This is a genomic window from Methylocapsa sp. D3K7, from assembly GCF_029855125.1.
GTDB lineage: Bacteria > Pseudomonadota > Alphaproteobacteria > Rhizobiales > Beijerinckiaceae > Methylocapsa.
Map to the genome: position 1 here is coordinate 3738800 of NZ_CP123229.1, position 18495 is coordinate 3757294.

General features: G+C 59.1%; 9 protein-coding genes and 1 other RNA gene. 4 read left to right on the plus strand and 6 right to left on the minus strand.

What is annotated here, in order from left to right; translation table 11 throughout:
- Positions 1–22: 22 nt before the first annotated feature.
- A complete protein-coding gene (locus QEV83_RS17540) occupies positions 23–5362 on the plus strand; it encodes a hypothetical protein (RefSeq protein WP_280128945.1) in 5340 nt (1779 codons plus the stop codon).
- A 52-nt stretch (positions 5363–5414) separates the two neighbouring features.
- Here the strand turns inward: QEV83_RS17540 and rnpB are convergent.
- Positions 5415–5793, minus strand: an RNA gene (gene rnpB, locus QEV83_RS17545) — RNase P RNA component class A.
- 297 nt (positions 5794–6090) lie between these two features.
- Here rnpB and QEV83_RS17550 point away from each other — a divergent pair.
- The 3 genes from QEV83_RS17550 (at position 6091) to QEV83_RS17560 (ending at position 8285) form a co-directional block, all read left to right on the plus strand.
- Positions 6091–6426 (plus strand): hypothetical protein, encoded by a 336-nt coding sequence (locus tag QEV83_RS17550; protein WP_280128946.1) that lies wholly within the window; start codon positions 6091–6093, stop codon positions 6424–6426.
- Positions 6423–7172, plus strand: a complete 750-nt coding sequence (locus QEV83_RS17555; RefSeq protein WP_280128947.1) for an N-acetylmuramoyl-L-alanine amidase — start codon at positions 6423–6425, stop codon at positions 7170–7172. The genes QEV83_RS17550 and QEV83_RS17555 overlap by 4 nt, the downstream gene beginning before the upstream one ends.
- A 102-nt stretch (positions 7173–7274) precedes the next feature.
- Entirely contained in the window at positions 7275–8285 is a 1011-nt protein-coding gene (locus QEV83_RS17560; RefSeq protein WP_280128948.1) for a methyltransferase, read from the plus strand.
- Positions 8286–8312: 27 nt separating this feature from the next.
- Here QEV83_RS17560 and QEV83_RS17565 read toward each other — a convergent pair whose 3' ends face one another.
- The 5 genes from QEV83_RS17565 to QEV83_RS17585 form a co-directional block, all read right to left on the minus strand.
- Positions 8313–11627: an efflux RND transporter permease subunit gene (locus QEV83_RS17565; RefSeq protein WP_280128949.1), complete on the minus strand. Its 3315-nt coding sequence runs from the start codon at positions 11625–11627 to the stop codon at positions 8313–8315.
- Between the two features lies 1 nt (position 11628).
- Entirely contained in the window at positions 11629–14745 is a 3117-nt protein-coding gene (locus tag QEV83_RS17570; protein WP_280128950.1) for an MdtB/MuxB family multidrug efflux RND transporter permease subunit, read from the minus strand.
- 50 nt (positions 14746–14795) lie between these two features.
- Positions 14796–16145, minus strand: a complete 1350-nt coding sequence (locus QEV83_RS17575) for an MdtA/MuxA family multidrug efflux RND transporter periplasmic adaptor subunit (RefSeq protein ID WP_280128951.1) — start codon at positions 16143–16145, stop codon at positions 14796–14798.
- 242 nt (positions 16146–16387) lie between these two features.
- Positions 16388–17833 (minus strand): efflux transporter outer membrane subunit, encoded by a 1446-nt coding sequence (locus QEV83_RS17580; protein ID WP_280128952.1) that lies wholly within the window; start codon positions 17831–17833, stop codon positions 16388–16390.
- 325 nt (positions 17834–18158) lie between these two features.
- On the minus strand, positions 18159–18404 hold the full coding sequence (locus QEV83_RS17585) for a hypothetical protein (RefSeq protein WP_280128953.1): 246 nt from the start codon (positions 18402–18404) through the stop codon (positions 18159–18161).
- Positions 18405–18495: the final 91 nt, after the last annotated feature.

Genomic DNA, 18495 nt, shown 5'->3' on the forward strand with positions numbered 1-18495 from the left:
CGGAGTTTGTGAGAGGCGTCCGATGGCGAGTTCCAATAAAGCTCAAGATCCTGCGGCGGCGGCGCTTTTGGCCATTGAAGAGGCATTGAATCTTCGCGCCGATGGCCAAGGCATGCTGCCGGACGAAACATCCGCGAAGGCTCCTGGCGCCGATACGGCGAAGGGCCGGTCGCGCTCGGATCGCGAAACGGCGCTCACCCGTCCTGACCCCACACGGCGGACACGCGACAACGCCCGCATGCCCGAAGCGGCGCCGGCCGCGATTGATGAGGACCGGCTCTTGGACCGGCCGCGGGAAAATGGTCTCAAGCGCGAGGACAAGCAGCAAATTCGCGAGGAGCGGCAGGCCCTCGAACGATCCACCGTTGCGACGGCAATCTTACCTGCCAATGACGACCGGCAATCCGCTGGCGAAATCCTGCGCGCGTTTCAGACCCGCTACAACCGCAGTCCAGGGGTCTTCGTCGCGGTTTGTTCGATTTTGTGGGTTGTCCTGTCGCTTTGCTACTTCATCGCCAATCGTGCAACCCTATTCAATCTTGCGTCTGGGGCTTTACTTCCGCAGGCGACCCTCGCCCTCATGACCATTGCGGGCCCTGTTATCGTGTTTGCGGTGACGGCCACCTTGCTGCGCCGGGGTCAGGAAATGCGCCTCGCCGCCCGTTCGATGACCGAGGTCGCTGTCCGTTTGGCAGAACCTGAAACCATCGCCACCGAACAGATGGTCACGCTGTCGCAAGCCATTCGCCGCGAGGTGGCTTCGATGGGAGATGGTATCGAACGCGCGCTCGCAAGGGCGAGCGAACTTGAAACGCTCGTTAGATCCGAAGTGTCCAATCTTGAGCGCTCCTACTCCGACAATGAGCGCCGCGTCCGCTCCTTGATCGATGAACTGGCTTCCGAGAGGGAGTCCATTTTGACCAATGCTGACAGGGTTCGCGGCGCGATTGCCCTTGTGCACGACAATCTTTCTCGCGACCTTTCGAGCGCCTCTTCGCGATTTACCGAAACCGTTGGAGATGCGGCAGGCCGGGTCACCGCATCGCTCGACTCAAAGGGCGAAGAAATTAAAACCGCACTTGGCCAGGGCAGGGACGCCATCGTCCAGCAACTGTCCTCGCACGGAAACGATCTCATCTCCCGGCTCAACCAATCTGGGCAAGACGCCGCGACCAGTCTGACCGGGGCGAGCGATGGCATCGCTCGGCTGATCGCCGAGCGCATGGCGGCAATGGATCAGCAGTTCAGCGCGGGTAGGGAAGCTCTCGCCGCCGATCTCGAGACGCGCGGCAACGCGCTGGCGCAACGGCTTGACGCTAGCGGCGCGCAAATCGCCGACACCGTTTTTTCGCGCGGCGAAAATATCGCGGTCCGCATGGCACAGACGAGCGATCGCCTGCACGACACCATCACGGTGCAAGGCAATGCGCTGCATGAGACTTTGTCGCAGACGAGCGAACACATCGCGGGCCTTCTTCATGACCGCACGGCGGAAGCACGGGAAACACTCGAGAATTCCGCCCGGACTCTCACGACGCTGTTCGACGAGGGTCAATCCCGGATTCATCTCCAATTCGATCAGCATGGGAACGAACTGCATAGGCGCTTCGCCGCGACCGCCGACGCCACTGCCTCTGCGTTGACGAGCCACACCGAAACACTACACCAGCGCGTTGCCACGACGGCTGCGGATACGCTTGCAACACTGAACAGTCACTCGCAGGATCTGCATGATCATCTCGCCGCCACCGCGCGCGACACGGTTGCGGCTTTTACCGATCACACCACCGGATTGAATGACCAGTTGGCGGGGACTCTTGGCGAAACCTTGTCGGCCTTGACCGCCCATTCCACCCAAATGAGCGAGCGCTTGGAAACGACAGCGAGAACGACGCTTGCTGCGCTGACCGGGCAAACCGGAGCTCTGCGCGAGCAGCTTGCGGCGACGAGCGCCGAGACGATCGGGGCGCTCTCAAATCATTGGGACGATATGAGCGAACGTCTGGAATTGACCGCGCAACGTTCCGTCGAGGCACTCACGGGTCAAACCGAAGCTCTGCACGATCGACTCCAATCGACCGTTGGCGAAACCCTCCACGCCCTGACGAGCCACGCGGAGGCGATGAGCAACCGGCTGGAGACGACCGCGCAGCGATCGGTGAGCGAATTTACCAGCCGCACCGATGCGCTTCACGGCCGCCTCAACTCCGCGGTCAGTGAAACCTTTGGAGCGATCAGTCACCATGCTGAGGATTTGAGCACGCGCCTTGAATCGGCGGCGGCACAAGCGGCGGCGGCGTTGGATGGTCATACCGAGGCGCTGCAGTCACGTTTGACCTCGACCGTCGGCGGCACGCTTGGCGCCCTGACCACATGCTCCGATCAAATTAGTGAACGGCTGGAAGCCGCCGCGCAGCACTCGGAAACAGCCTTTGTCAATCACGCCAATACGCTTCATGAGCGGCTTGCCGCCACTCTTGACGAAACATTTGGCGCCCTCAACCGGCATGCCGAAGAGATGACCGGACATCTGGCGGAGTCCGCGCGCGGAGCGGTTGCGGTGTTCGTCGACCACACAGGGGCACTCTCGGAGAATTTCGATTCGACGGCGCAACAGGCTGTCGCTTCGATCGGCTATCAAGCAAATGATCTCAACGAGCGCTTCGCCGAAACCGCCAATGAAGCAATCAATGCGATCGCAACCCATGCCGACCGGGTCAACGAAGCCCTTGCGGGCCGCTTGCAGATGTTTGAAGAAACCGTCATCGGGCAGGGGGGAGCCGTCGCCAATAGCATCGACGAGCATGTTGAGCGGTTTACCGCGACGCTTAGCGATCGCCTCGGCGCGATCGAGTCAACCCTGACTCTGCAGGGAGGCGAACTCAACGACAAGCTTGGCGTGCGGGCCCAGGAAGCCGCCGCTGCACTCGCCGCTCATATCGAAGCTTTTGAATCGCGCACGGCTTCCAAGACGGAGGAAGTCAGTCAGGCATTCGCCAATCTGATCGCCCGTGTAGATCAGGGAATCACTTCCGGCGCGCAAGCGCTCAGCGAGACATTGACCGGGAGAGCTCTCGAAATCGCCAGGGCGCTTGGCGATGGCGGCGGCGACGTGATCCGCGCGCTCGACGAGAAAGCCCAGGAAATCAGTACAATTCTGGCCGCCCGCTCGACGGAGATCGCCGAGAGCTTCGCGGCCAAAACAGATGAAGTCGATGGGGTGCTTGGCGTCCGCGCGGCAGCGATCGCCGAGACGTTGGATGACCGCATCAGCCAATTCGAAGATCGCGTTGTCAACCGTCTTGCGGCATTCGCCGGGGACCTCGATGAAACCGGCCGCGCGGTCTCCGACAAACTCGCCGCGAGGACGCAGGAGATTGATCAAACTCTCAGTCTTCACACGGGGAATATCAACGCGGTGCTGGACCGCGAAGCGGGACAATTGGGGCAAGTGCTCGCCGGGCGGGCCGAGGAGATCCGCGAAACGATTGCGCAGGCGGTCGAAGATCTCGATACAACCCTCGCCGGCCGCGCGGGAGAGATTGGCGACGGCCTCGCGCAGCGTATCCATGAAATCAGCATCGCCTTGGCGGACCGGCTGAGCGATCTCGAAGGGGCGCTTGGGGAACGCGGCCACGCCTTACAGGCCGCATTGACGGTACGGTCTGGCGAATTGCGCGAACTCTTTGATACACGCGGCGTGCGGCTCGTCGATTCTCTGTCTGCCCTCGGCAAACAGATCGCCGAGGAGGTCTTGAACCTCGGAGAAACCACGACGCAAACGATCGAAGGCCGTGCCAATGCCGTGGTCCAGCGCCTCGGAGAAAAGCAAGACGAGTTTGCATCGGCCATTGACCGCTCTGCGGCGCAGTTGCGCACCTCCATCGAAACCGGTGCTGCGGCCTCGATTGAGGCTCTGGTCGAAACGAATGAGCGGTTGCGCTCTGGCATGACCGAAGTGATCGATCGTCTCATGAACAGCAGCGAGACGTTGCAGACAGCGATTGGCGCGACCGGCACCGATTTCGCGGCGGCCGAGCGGGCGCTGAGCGATCGCATGGATGATTTCCGCTCGATCCTCACGCATTTCTCCGGCGAAATCCTTCAGTTCAATCAATCGACGCGTGCGACCCTCGACGAAGCCGGAAGCCTGGCCGAAACGATTGCGCGGCACCGGGAGAGCCTTGCGAGTTCAACAGGCGATCTTTCCCGCCAGCAAGGCGAGCTCGATCAGTTGCTCGGGGCGCGTCGCGATTCCCTCGACTCGCTCGTCGCGAGTATCAAGGAACGCCGTGAGGAATTGGAAACTCTGATGCAATCCTTCGCGGAAGGCATTGACGGCTCATTCGAGAAGGCTGCGGCTGGCGCTCGCGATATCGGCGCATTGCTCGCGGAAACTTCGCAGTCCACTGGCGGAATGATTGACCGGCAGCTTGCGGGGATTCGCGGCAACATCGAGCAGGAAAGCGAGACTATGGCAACCGCCGTACGCAGCGCTTGCGCGCAGGCCAACGCGGAATTGGAAACGATTCTGGGGCAAACCACGGAGCGGTTCCAATCGGCGGCGGCGGAATTGCGCGGCATGTCCCGCGAGATTCAACACGAGCTCGACTCGACTCGCGAGGCTTTGCATCGTGGCGCGGTCGAGCTGCCGCAGGAGACGGCACATCAGGCGGCCACCATGCGGCGGGCCGTTGCCGATCAGATCAAGGCCCTGGAAGAGTTGAGCGAGGTCGTTACCAAATCTGGCCGGGCCTTTGATGTGTCGCAACCGGTTCCGGTGAGCGGCCGGGCCGCGCCGCCGGTCTCGCCACGGCGCGTCGAACCGGCTCGCGCAGCTGAATTGCAGCGGACGACTCAAGAGCCGCCTCGCGCGGAGACACCAAGGGCACGGCCCGCGGCTCAGGCCAGCAATGGAAAAACGCCCGAGCGCGGCGCCGGTTGGATTTCCGACCTCCTTGCACGCGTCGATAGCGACGAACCAGCGGTATCGCCAAATATCCCGCCGAAACCCGCGCAACCGGCGCAACGTCTTGATGCCATCTCTCTCGATGTTGCTCAGATGATTGATCATGCCGCCGCCGCCGCCGCCTGGGACCGCTATCGCCGCGGCGAGACAACGGCCTTCACGAAGCGGATCTATGTTGGTCGCGGGCCACAAACTTTTGACGAAATCCGCCGCCGTTACCGCCTCGATCCGGAGTTCCGTGCGACGGTTGATCGCTATGTGCAGGAGTTCGAACGGCTGCTGGCCGGGCTTGGCCAAGACGAGGCCAGCGAAGGCGTCGCCAAAACCTATCTTCTGTCGGAAACAGGCAAGGTTTACACCTTGCTCGCGCATGCGTCAGGCAAGCTGGGGTGAAGCACACAGAAGAAAACCCTGAGCGTCAGCCGCAGCGCTCACGGTCAGGATTTGTGCCAGCCGGCCTATAAGCCGGGTTTTGTATGGCGCGCGGTTCTCGCGCGCGTGATGGCCATTCCTCTGGGACAGCCGTTACCGGCCGCCTCGAGCAACCAACCCGGGCAACGATCCGGAGACGGATTTGCGGCCTCCTCAGGAGGATGCCGCATGTTGCCCCTATTCGGTCTTGCTCCCGGTGGGGCTTGCCCTGCCGCTCATGTTGCCATGCGCGCGGTGCGCTCTTACCGCACCGTTTCACCCTTGCCTTGCGGCGGTCTGTTTTCTGTGGCGCTTTCCCTGGGGTTGCCCCCGCCGGACGTTATCCGGCACCGTGTCTCCGTGGAGCCCGGACTTTCCTCCGCCACGACAGCGGCGGCCATCCGGCCGGCTGGCTCAAGTGCGATAAGGGTCCAGCGCCGCTTCGTCAATTGTCAAATTTGAAAGATGCGCGTGATACAAATGCCGCTTGGCCCCAAAAACCTTGGGAGCGGCGCGATTTCCAGCTTGACCCGCCGCTTTGGCTGGGGTGAGTGGGCAGTTCGCGGTTGCTGAAGCAATACACGCGGAAGCAAGGTCTAAAAAAAGTTACAGATGTCCGGAAGTAAGGTCATGCGACAAAACCAAAGCGAAAGACCATTATCGTTCGGTTTGAAGCGATCCTGGTCTTTGAAGAGACGCTAGGAAAAGGCATGCAGAAGATTGCGACTTTGACGTTACTCCTCATCTCGTCCGCAGGGCTTGCCGGCTGTGGCTATACGCCGGAGCAACGCGGTGTCAGCGGTGCGGCGCTCGGCGGTGCGACGGGCGCGGCGATCGGTGCCGCGACAGGCGGCGGTGTCGGTGCCGCACTCGCGGGCGGCGCGCTTGGCGCGGCGACCGGCGCTATCGTCGGCGCAAACACAGCGCCGCCTCCTCCCCCTCCTCCCCCTGGCTACTATCAGCCAGCCCCGCCGCCCGCACGTTGCGCGCGGGTTGGTTATGATGCCTATGGTAATCAGGTATGCACGGCGTATTACGGTTATTGACACCAGACAGTTCGCTTTCCGCGATCGTTCGTCCCTCACCCAATCATGGTGATCGCAAGGGCAAGCTTCCCGACGCGATCATCCTGCATTATACAGGTCTCGCGACGGGTGCGGCTGCCCTCGATCACCTTTGCGCGGAAGCGTCGCAAGTCTCGGCGCATTATCTCGTCGATGAACAGGGTGAGCTTTTTCAGCTTGTACCGGAGTTGCGGCGTGCTTGGCACGCTGGCATCGGTGTTTGGGCTGGCGACCGTGACATGAACACTGTTTCGATCGGGATCGAAATCGCCAACCACGGCCATATTGCGGGATTGCCGCCCTACCAGCCAGAGCAGATCGAAACGGTCATCGCGCTTTGCCAAGACATATCCACGCGCTGGAAAATCCCGCCAGCGCGCGTTCTCGCGCATTCCGATCTGGCGCCTGATCGAAAGAACGATCCCGGCGAACATTTTCCTTGGGGTCAATTGGCTGACCGCGGAGTTGGCCACTTCGTCACTCCGTGTGCCTTCGAAGACGGCCCGCGGCTCGAGCGAGGCGCCGAAGGCTTGGAGGTGGAAGCACTCCAAGCCATGCTGGTGAGCTACGGCTATGGCATCGATGTGACCGGACTCTATGATGTCAAGACACAATCTACCATCGTCGCTTTCCAGCGTCATTTCAGACCCGCTCGCGTTGATGGAATCGCTGATGTGTCAACCATTGCAACTCTGCGCAAGCTTATCGACGCATTGGCCGCTGTTTGATCCTCTGTTGACCCCGCCCTGTTGTAGGGCGCGCCGTTCAAACGTTGCTTGCATTTTCGCATTTGTGGACCTCGGTGGCGCCGCAATCAAAGGAGGTGTCTCGTGACCGATGCCGTAACGCCCGCGAATATATTCCATATTGGGTTTGGTTTCTGGGCATCGAAGGTGCTGTTGAGCGGCGTAGAACTCGGACTCTTCACAGAACTCGCCAAGGGACCGGCCGATCTCGTCACTCTGTCACAGCGGCTCGGCCTGCATGAGCGCTCCGCCCGCGATTTTCTCGATGCGCTTGTCGCGCTAAAATTGCTCGACCGGCGTGATGGAAAATACAGCAACGCACTGGATGTGGATCTCTTTCTCGACCGGGCGAAGCCAAGCTATGCTGGCGGTCTTCTTGAAATGGCGAATTCCCGTCTTTATGAATCTTGGGGCTCGTTGACCGAAGCGCTCAAGACCGGCCGCAATCAGAATGAGGCCAAGGACTCGGGCGACATATTCGCATCCCTCTACGCCGACCCAGCAAAGCTGCGTGGCTTCTTGGCTGCCATGAGTGGTGTCAGCCTCGGCGCGGCACAAGCGGTCGCTGCCAAATTCCCATGGCAGGATTATAAATCCTTTGCCGACATCGGCGCCGCGCAAGGTATGGTGGCCGCCACCCTTGCCTCAGGGCATCCGCATCTTTCCGGCGCTGGTTATGATCTGCCACAGGTAAAGCCAGTCTTCGAGGAATTTATCGGCACGCGCGGCGTCTCCAGCCGGGTTAAATTTATAAGCGGAAATTTCTTCACGGACCCCCTCCCGGCGGCCGGCGTCCTCATCATGGGTCATATTCTGCACGATTGGGATTTGGGGCAAAAACGCATGCTGCTCGAAAAAGCGTACGCCGCCCTTGCAAAGGGCGGAGCACTGATCGTCTATGAGTCGATCATCGATGACGAGCGGCGCGAAAACGCGTTCGGTCTGTTGATGAGCTTGAATATGTTGATTGAGACGCCGGGTGGCTTCGACTTTACCGGCGCAGACTGCCAGGCTTGGATGCGCGAGGCCGGGTTCTCACAAACACGAGTCGAGCCGCTTACCGGTACCGATTCGATGGTGATTGCAATCAAATAGGTAGGACCGTTAAGCCTCGGACACGTGCTACTCTGAAGGTTCGGGCACGGCACCCGCTATGCGCGGAAACAGGCGGCGCCAGTGCCGGTTCGCCCAGAGCCGGAACCGGTCCAGGTAAAGATAGAGCACGGGTGTCGTGTAAAGGGTCAAGAGTTGGCTGACGATCAGGCCACCGACGATCGCGATCCCAAGCGGGCGCCGTATCTCGCTCCCATCGCCGAAGCTCAGCGCGAGCGGAATGGCACCGAAAATTGCCGCGAAGGTCGTCATCATGATCGGGCGGAACCGCAAGATACAGGCGCGGAAAATCGCGTCTTGTGGCGAGAGACTTTCCGATCGTTCCGCTTCGAGCGCGAAATCGATCATCAAAATCGCGTTTTTCTTAACAACGCCGATCAGCAAAATCACTCCGATCATGGCAATGATGCTGAACTCAGTGTGAAACAGCAGCAACGCGAGCACCGCACCGACCCCCGCTGACGGCAAGGTAGAGAGAATGGTGAAGGGGTGAATGAAGCTTTCATAGAGAATGCCCAAAACGATATAGATCGTCGCCAATGCGGCCAGCAGCAGGACGCGTTCATTGGCAAGCGATTCCTCGAAAGCCTTTGCCGTCCCCTGCAGGCTGCCACGAATGGTGACGGGAGCATGCAGGTTCCTCATTGCCTGCTGGATTTCGCCAACGGCATTCCCCAAGGAAGCGCCGGGCTGCAGATTGAAGGAGATCGTGCTGGCAACGAAGAGTCCTTGATGATTGACAGCCAAGGGGGTGTGACCAGGTTCGAAATGGCTGAAGGCGGCGAGCGGAATCATGGTTTCCTGATTGGTGCTGACCGCCGCGCCGGCTGACGTGCCTTGTCTGCCAGTGTTGGCAAGCGAATTGGTCTGTGCGTTGCGCGCCTCAATCCCCGCCAAATTTGTGCCTTGGCTGGAATTGGCAACTGGCGACCCCGGCCCCGCAAGCGCGGGGCTCTGCGTCACGGTTCCTAGCACAGCGTTTGTTGTCGCTGTGCCCTTAGGACTGGCTCCGGCGGTGCTGACATAAAGATCTCTCAGGATCGAGGGATCTTGCCAATAGCGCGGGTCGACTTCCATCACAACATGATACTGATTGACCGCGCTGTAAATCGTCGAGACCTGGCGCTGCCCGAACGCGTCGTAAAGTGTATTGTCGATTTGACTCATGACGAGGCCGAGACGGGAAGCGGTGTCACGGTCGATGAAGACGTCGGTTTCAAGTCCCGTCTGCTGCTGGTCGGAATTGACGTCTGCGAGCACCGAACTTCTCTTTAAGGCCTCAACGAGACGCGGTACGAAGGCATAAAGCTCAGCCGTGTTGTCCCCTCGCAGCGTATATTGATACTGGGCATTACTGATCCGTCCGCCGATACGAATATCCTGCACGGATTGTAGAAAAAGCTGGGCACCGGGAACTTGCCTGAGTTTTTCGCGCAAACGGGCAATCACCTCGTCGGCAGTATCGCTCCGTTCGGATCTTGGCTTAAGGTCGATGTAGACCAAGCCGGCGTTGGTTTGACCTGCGCCAGTGCCCGTATAGCCTTTCACGCTGGCGACTGCTGGGTCGGCTTGCACGATCGCCTGAAGCTGCGCGAGCTTATCCCGCATGGCCTGGAACGAGATCGACTGATCGGCCTGGATAGACCCCGCAAGACGGCCAATATCCTGTTGCGGGAAAAAGCCCTTTGGCACGATCTTGAACAATTCGATATTGAGGCCGATGGTCGCAAATAAAACCAGCATCACCAAGACACCGTGACGAAGTGCCCAGCTCAGCGAGCGCTCGTAGCCATGCAAAATTCTAGCAAAGGGATCAAACCGAGACGAAGGGTCCGGCGAATGCGAACGCGGCCTGAGAAATATTGCGCAAAGCATCGGCGTCGTGGTTAAGGACAAGACGAGCGAAACGAGGATGGCGAGCGATAGGGTCACCGCAAATTCACGAAACAAGCGCCCGACAATACCGCCCATCAAAAGAATAGGAATGAACACCGCGATCAGCGAAATGCTGATCGAGAGCACGGTAAAACCGACCTCGCCAGCACCTTTTAGCGCCGCCTCGACTTGCCCCCGTCCCGCATCGAGATGGCGCGAAATATTCTCCAGGACGACGATCGCATCGTCGACGACAAAGCCGGTCGCGATGGTAAGAGCCATCAAAGACAAATTGTTCAAGCTGAAGTTCAAAAGATACATCGCGCCGAACGTGCCGACGATCGAAACCGGGACGGCGATGATGGGGATAATCGCCGCGCGCATATTACGCAGGAACAAAAAGACTATCAGCGTCACCAGCAGAACCGCTGTGACCAAGGTCCATTCCGTGTCGTGCAACGAGGCGCGGATGGTGTTGCTGCGATCTGAGGCCGGCTTGAACACGATATCGCTGGGCATGGCCGCTTGCAGATGCGGCAATTCGGCTTTTACCCGCTCGACAGCGTCAATAATATTGGCGCCCGGTTGACGGAATATGATGACGAAAATGGCTTCTTCACCGTTGTCGAGCCCCACATTGCGAATGTCTTCGGCCGAATCTAGGACGCTGGCGACGTCGGTGAGACGCACGGGGCTACCATTGCGGTAGGCTATGATCAGCGGCATATAATCCGCGGCCCGCGTCGCTTGGTCGTTGGTATAGATTTGAAGATGTCGCCGTTCATCTTCTATTGCGCCCTTCGGGCTATTGGCGTTGGCGGACGCTAGGGCTGCGCGTACATCTTCGAGGCCGATACCGTATTTTGACAGGGCATGCGGATTGATCTCGACCCGCACGCCGGGCAGGGCACCGCCGCCGATCACGACTTGCCCTATTCCATCGAGTTGAGACAACCTTTGCTGAAGAATATTGCTCGCATAATCATACATCTGAGCGCGCGTCTTTGTCTTCGATGCGAGCGTGAGAATAAGGATTGGCGCGTCGGCGGGATTGATCTTGCGATAGGTCGGATTGGTCGGCAGGTTGGTCGGCAAATCGGCCGCCGCCGCGTTGATCGCCGCTTGCACATCCCGCGCGGCGCCGTCGATGTCGCGTTCAATGCCAAATTGCAGGATGATGCGGGTCTGGCCCAGGCTGCTTGATGAGGTCATTTCTGTGACATGGGCAATTTGCCCGAGGTGCCGCTCAAGAGGCCCGGCCAGGCTCGCGGCCACGGTCTCCGGACTCGCGCCTGGAAGTTGCGCTTGAACCAGAATGGTTGGAAAATCGACCTGGGGGAGGGGCGACACCGGCAGCTTAAGAAAAGCAAGGCACCCCGCCAGTGCGATACCGAACGTCAGGAGCGTTGTTGCGACCGGACGCGCGATGAAGGGGGCGGAGAGGTTCATCCTAAGACTCTCTAGCGGCAAGCGGACGGCTTCCGCCGCGCCCGCGCCCGAAGCGGACCGCGAGACGATCAAAGTAGAGGTAGATCACCGGCGTCGTGAAAAGGGTCAAAACCTGGCTCACGATCAGGCCGCCGACGATGGCGATGCCGAGCGGATTGCGGAGCTCGGAGCCAACACCTGTCCCAAGCATCAAGGGAAGGGCGCCAAGAATCGCGGCAAACGTCGTCATCAGGATCGGGCGAAACCGCAAAAGACAGGCTTGGAAAATAGCGTCGCGCGGTGCGAGTCCTTCGGAGCGTTCGGCCTGCAAAGCAAAATCGATCATCATAATTGCATTTTTTTTGACGATGCCGATCAGCAAGACGATGCCGATGATCGCGATGATGTCGAGTTCGTGCCCGGTCGCCATCAACGCAAGCAACGCTCCGACTCCCGCCGAGGGCAGGGTCGAGAGAATTGTGATGGGATGAATGAAGCTCTCGTAAAGGACGCCGAGAACGATGTACATGGTAATCACGGCAGCGAGAATCAAAAGAAGTTCGTTGGTCGCCGAGGCGCGAAATGCCGCCGCGGCACCCTGAAAGGATGAGATAAAGCTATCTGGCAGACCGATCTCTTGCTCGGCCTTTTCGATTGCCTTGACGGCGGCGCCGAGAGAGGAGCCTCGGGCGACATTGAAGGAGATCGTGGTGGCAGGAAACTGCGCGAGATGTGTAATCAGAAGCGGTCCTGACCGCTCGCTGACATGGACGATTGCGGAAAGTGGAACCTGTCCATTGGTGGAAGATGATGACGACGGCAAATAGAACGAGGACAGGCTGGAAAGGGTCCGCTGCAAGGCAGGGTCTGCTTCCAGAATAACCCGGTATTGGTTCGACTGCGTGTAGATGGTTGAAATAATCCGCTGGCCGAACGCGTCGTAGAGCGCATTGTCGACACTGGCTGGCGTAACGCCAAACCGTGCCGCGGTTGCCCTGTCGATGGTAAGATCGACAGCAAGCCCCTGACTCTGCAAATCGCTGGCGACGTCGCTAAGCTCCGGAAGCTGCCGGAGGCGTTCGACCAGCTTCGGGACCCAGATTTTGAACGCAGCCGGATCGGCGTCCTGTAAGATAAAATGATACTGCGCACGGCTGACGCTGGTATCGATCGTGAGATCCTGAACCGGTTGCATATAAAGGGAAACGCCAATGATGCCGGAAACCTCTTTCTGGAGGCGCTGAACAACGTCGCTCGCGGAGAGCTGCCGCTCATCCTTGGGTTTGAGATTGATCAAGAATCTGCCGCTGTTCAGGGTTGGGTTTTCGCCGTCGATTCCAATGAACGAGCTGACGTTTTCGACCGCCGGATCATGCAGTATGGCTTCCGCGAGCTGGCGTTGGAGGCCGGACATCGCCCCGAAGGACACATTCTGCGGGGCTTCCGCAATCGCCACGATCATGCCGGTGTCTTGCACCGGGAAAAAGCCTTTGGGAATCATGATATAGAGCACGATGGTCAGGCCAAGAGTGGCGATCGCGACAAAAAGCGTCAGCGGTTGATGCGCCAGTACGACATCGAGCGCCCGCCCATACCGTTCGACCAAGCCGTTGAACGCGCGTTCCGCCATGAGATCGAAACGGTTGCGGCTGACAGCGGGACGATGCCGGATCAACCGCGCGCAGAGCATAGGCACGAGAGTCAGCGAAACGATTGCCGAAATGACGATCGTGACAGCCAGGGTGATCGCGAATTCGTGGAACAGGCGGCCAACCACATCGCCCATGAACAACAGCGGAATAAGCACCGCGATCAGCGACACGGTGAGCGAAATGATGGTGAACCCGATTTGCTCAGAACCTTTAAGCGCGGCTTCCATGGGTGGATCGCCCGCTTCGATGTAGCGGGTAATATTCTCGATCATCACAATCGCGTCGTCGACGACGAAGCCAGTCGAGATCGTCAGCGCCATCAGCGAGAGATTGTCGAGACTGAAGCCGAGGAGATACATCACGACGAAGGTGCCAACCAGAGACAACGGCACCGAAAGGCTCGGAATAATGGTCGCCGGAAGCGTTCGCAGGAAGAGGAAGATCACGAGGACGACAAGGGCCACCGCAAACGCCAGCTCGAACTCGACATCCGTGACGGAGGCGCGAATGGTCGTCGTACGGTCGCTCAGAACCTTGACATCGACGGCGGCCGGAAGATTGGCGACAATCGTGGGCAGCAGCTGTTTGATCGTGTTGACAACCTCGATCACATTCGCCCCAGGCTGGCGGCGGATGCTCAGGATGATCGCTGGACTCGTATTGTCCAGAGCTCCGAGCTTTGAATTTTCGGGACCCGAAGCGACGCTGGCGACATCCGAAAGGCGGACCGGGCTGCCATTGCGGTAGGCCACGACAAGCATCCCATAGCTCGAGGCGTCTCGAATTTGGTCGTTTGCGTTGATTGTCGAGGCTTGCGATGGCCCATCGAAACTGCCCTTCGGCAAATTGACGTTGGCGTTGGCAATCGTCGTACGCAGATCGTCGATATTGAGGCCATAAGCGGCAAGGGCGGCAGGATTGAATTTGATCCGCACGGCGGGCCGCTGGCCGCCGCCGATACTGACCAGCCCGACGCCAGGCAGTTGCGAAAGCCTTTGCAAGAGCCGTGTCTCACTAATGTCCTCGAGTGTGATCAAGGGCAAGGTCTTTGAAGTGACCGACAGCGTCATGACCGGCGCGTCCGCCGGGTTCACCTTGTTGTAGACAGGCGGTGTCGGCAATCCGCTTGGCAGCAGATTGTTCGCGGCGTTGATGGAAGCCTGAACTTCTTGCTCGGCGACATCGAGACTGAGGTTCAAGCCGAATTGCAGAGTGATGACCGATGCTCCGGCCGAACTTGCCGACGTCATCTGGTTCAAACCCGGCATCTGTCCGAGCTGCCGTTCTAGCGGCGCCGTAACCGAGGATGTCATCACTTCCGGACTCGCGCCGGGAAGGAAGGTCTGGACCTCGATTGTCGGATAATCCACTTCTGGGAGGGCTGACAGCGGCAGGTAACTATAGGCAACCCCGCCGGCGAGCAGGATTGCTACCATGATAAGCGTCGTTGCAACTGGACGCAGGATGAAAATGCGCGACGGGTTCATCGGCGCCGCCGGTTGCGCGATGCCAGATGCTCAAACATCGTCTTCCATCATCATGGCTTGTTTGGCTGGTGTTTGCTGCGCGTGTTGCCAGGGGTTCCGGTTTTCGCGGGCGGTTCGCTTTCGGCGGCCGGCGCTGCTTGCCCATGGGGCTCTTCTCCCCCAGAGCTGATCATGACCTTTGCTCCGTCCCGCAAGCGGTCAATGCCATCGACGACAACCCGGTCCCCTGGCTTAAGTCCAGAGGTGACCGCATACATGTCGCCATCGAGCGGGCCGAGTGTAATCGTTCGCACCGACACCGTATCATCGGGGCCAACGACGTAGACAAAAGTGCCCGGGGCGCCATGCTGAACCGCGCTTGATGGGACGGTCACGGCGGCGTGAAGCGATTTTAGCAATAACCGGGCGTTGACGAATTGGTTTGGAAACAGCTTGTTGTCCGAATTATCGAAGTCCGCCCGAATTTTTACGGTGCCTGTTGTCTGATCGATTTGATTGTCAAGCGTCGCGACTTTGCCGACGGAAAGACGGTTGACGTTGGCGCGATCATATGCGGTGACCTCGAGCGGCAGGCCCGCGCGCGTCGCGGCTTGAATTTCCGGGATATCGTCCTCCGGCACCACGAAAATCACCGAGATCGGTTGCAATTGCGTGATTACCGCGAGGCCGTTAGCGTCGGATGTTTGAACGTAATTGCCGGCGTCTACCAGACGGAGGCCGACGCGTCCGTCGATCGGCGATACGATATGCGCATAGATCAAGTTCAGCTTCTGATTCTCAATTTGAGCTTGGTCGGTTTTGACCGAGCCTTCATATTGGGTGACGAGAAACGCTTGGTCGTCCGCTTGTTGTCGGGCGATGGAGTTCTGCTTGAGGAGCGTTTGAAAACGGACCAGATTCACCCGTGCTTGATCGAGCAGCCCCTGATCATGAATCAGTTGTCCCTCGAATTGAGTCTGCGCCAATTGAAATGGCCGCGGGTCGATCTGGGCTAGGAAGTCACCTTTTTTGACGAGCTGGCCTTCCGTAAAGCCGACTTGCAGGAGCTGGCCGTTGACTTGTGTTCTCACGGTCACGTTGGCGATAGGCGTTACGGTACCAAGGCCGGTCACCACGACCTTGATGTCGCTGGTTCCAACAGTCGCCACACGGACCGGGGGCGGAGTGGTGTTTTGTTGTTCGGTGGTAGATTCTTTTGGAGCCCTGATCGCCGTGGCGCCCCGGTAGATGCCAAGACCGAGGAGGATTGCAATGACGATGAGAACGAGCGGCCGTAACCGCGACCCCGGTTTTGCCTTCACCTCGGGGAATTTGCTTCTGTCCACGCGCAAAGCTGGGGGGTCGCGGAGAAGTGCATGATCCGGCGTTTTAGTCTTGGCCCCAACGGTTCGGTCATCCATGCTTAGCGTCCGCCATCTGGCATGAGATAAGGGTCCTGATCCTACTGCCAATCATTTCCAACTCTGTGTTGCCTTTCACGGTCCGGGGCATGAATATTTGGTAATATTCCAATTTTTCCGTGGTTTGCCGTCTTATACATTCGGGGTCCGCATGATTCCAATCAAGAGCAGGAGAGGATCAATATTTGCGGGTCGGCCGGATCTGCTTCTCTAAAAGTGATGTATCCGCTGCGAAATTATCGTTAAAGTCTTGGGATGATGGGATTTAATGTCTCGAGCTCGATGTCGTTTGGCAGTTCTGTGGCGTCCCAGCCGCCGCCGAGCGCCTCGATAAGGGCGACCGTGGCGAGAAACCGGTTTTGCCGGACCGCGAGCGCTGACTGCTCGTCGCTCAGCAAGGTCGCTTGTGCGACCACGACCGCAGTGAAGGCCACCGTGCCAGCGCGATATTGGTTGAGGAGCGTGTCAAGCTCCACCTGAGCCGCCTTGACGGCCCCGTCGGCGACGATTTGCTGGCGCGCCAGGATGCGCACAGCGGCGAGCTGATCTTCCACCTGCTGAAAAGCCGTCAGCACCACTTGCCGATAGTTGGCGACGCTTTGTTGATAGGCCGCCATTGCCGCCTCGACTTGTGCATCGCGCAGACCGGCATCGAAGGCTGTTTGCACGGCAGTCGCGCCAACCGTCCAAACTTCATTGGCGAGCGACAGCGCGAGCGCGCCGCTTCCCATGAAACCGAAGAGGCCGGAAAGGGTCACGTCGGGATAATAAAGAGCTATGGCGGCGCCGATAAGGGCATTTTGCTGCTGCATGGCCCGCTCGGCCGCTGCGATATCCGGACGCCGTTCGAGAAGTGCCGACGGAATGCTTACCGGGATATCAGGAAGTTTGTATCCGAGAGGCGACGCAGGGATGGCCAATTCCGCCGGAGGCCTGCCAATCAAAGCAGCGATCGCATGTTCGAACTGCGCCCGCTGGATGCCGACATTGATCGCCTGCGACTGCGTATTCAGAACCTGCGCGAGAGCTGTGGCGACGTCGGCCTTCGAGACCGTGCCGGCCGCATATTGATTTTGGGTGATCGCCAAAGTCCGCCGGAAAGCATTGACCGACCGGTCGAGCAATGCCTGCAGGGCATCTGCCGAGCGCAGATTGTAATAGGCAGTGGCAAGGAGCGATTGGGTGGAGAGCTTGGCATTGGCGATGTCCGCGGCGGAGACTTGGGCGCCGGAAACGTCGCTTTCGATTGTGCGGCGGATTTCTCCCCACAGATCGAGATCCCAGGTGGCGTTCGCGGACAGCGTCGAGATTGCGCGCGTGGTAGAAACGCCGCCGCTGCCACCGGCCACCGAAGCTCCGTCATGAAATCCCGTCGGATTGTAATTGACAGTGATGGTGGGAAACAGGCCCGCCTGCGTTTCCTTAATGAGGGCGAGCGATTGCCGGTACGCGGCCTCCGAGGCGGCAACGGTCTGATTGGAAATCGCGATTTGCGGTTCCAAACCGTCCAGCTTCTTGTCCTTGAACACCACCCACCAGGGACCGCGGTCGCGATCATCGCGCGGCACCGCGCGTTTCCAGCCCTTGAGTTCCTTATAAGCCACTGGAACGGGTGCTGCAGGGCGAAGATAGTCGGGTCCTACCGTGCAATTTGTCAGTGCCAGGCTCAGACACAGAGAAAAGCCCACCCACGCGTTCCGTCGGGGCTTGAGCAGGGGCAACATTTTGTACGGCTGCTCCGGATATGGCTTCAGGGACGAGCTTGCGACAAAGGCCGCCGCCACACACGCTCGATTTTAGCCAAATACGCACGCAATGCGGCAAGACTAAAGCCAAACTGAGCATTCCCAAGGCTCACCGATTTTTGAAGACGGTCCCCTTGTAGCGATGAGGAGTGCAGTGGGCGACGCCCTGGCTGAGGAGTACTCTTTTAGAAGTGATGGACGCCGTTGGCCGTTGGGATGCGCGGCCATGGATGGCAGGGACGATCCCGCTCTTCCGGGGATTTGTGCCTTAACCAAATCGGCGTGGCGCAGCGTCTTGGCGGGAGTTTGCCAACTTATATTGGCGCGGCAGACTGCCATTTTTGGCGAGCGTCCGCGCCATCCTTTCGGCCGTAAGGGGGTCCGGAAACCGCTGGCCTTCCATGACGTTAAAGGCGCGCGAGGCGGAAAAAAAATTGAAGATACGGCTATTTGAATCACGCGCCACAATTCCAGCCGTGCGTCCGCCAACTTCAATGACATAAGCGTCGGGCATAGTCGTTCCCTTTGGCCACTTGTTAATATCCATTAATCCTATATACTTAATAGATTAAGTCAATCTCTTAAAATATCTAATATAAAACGCG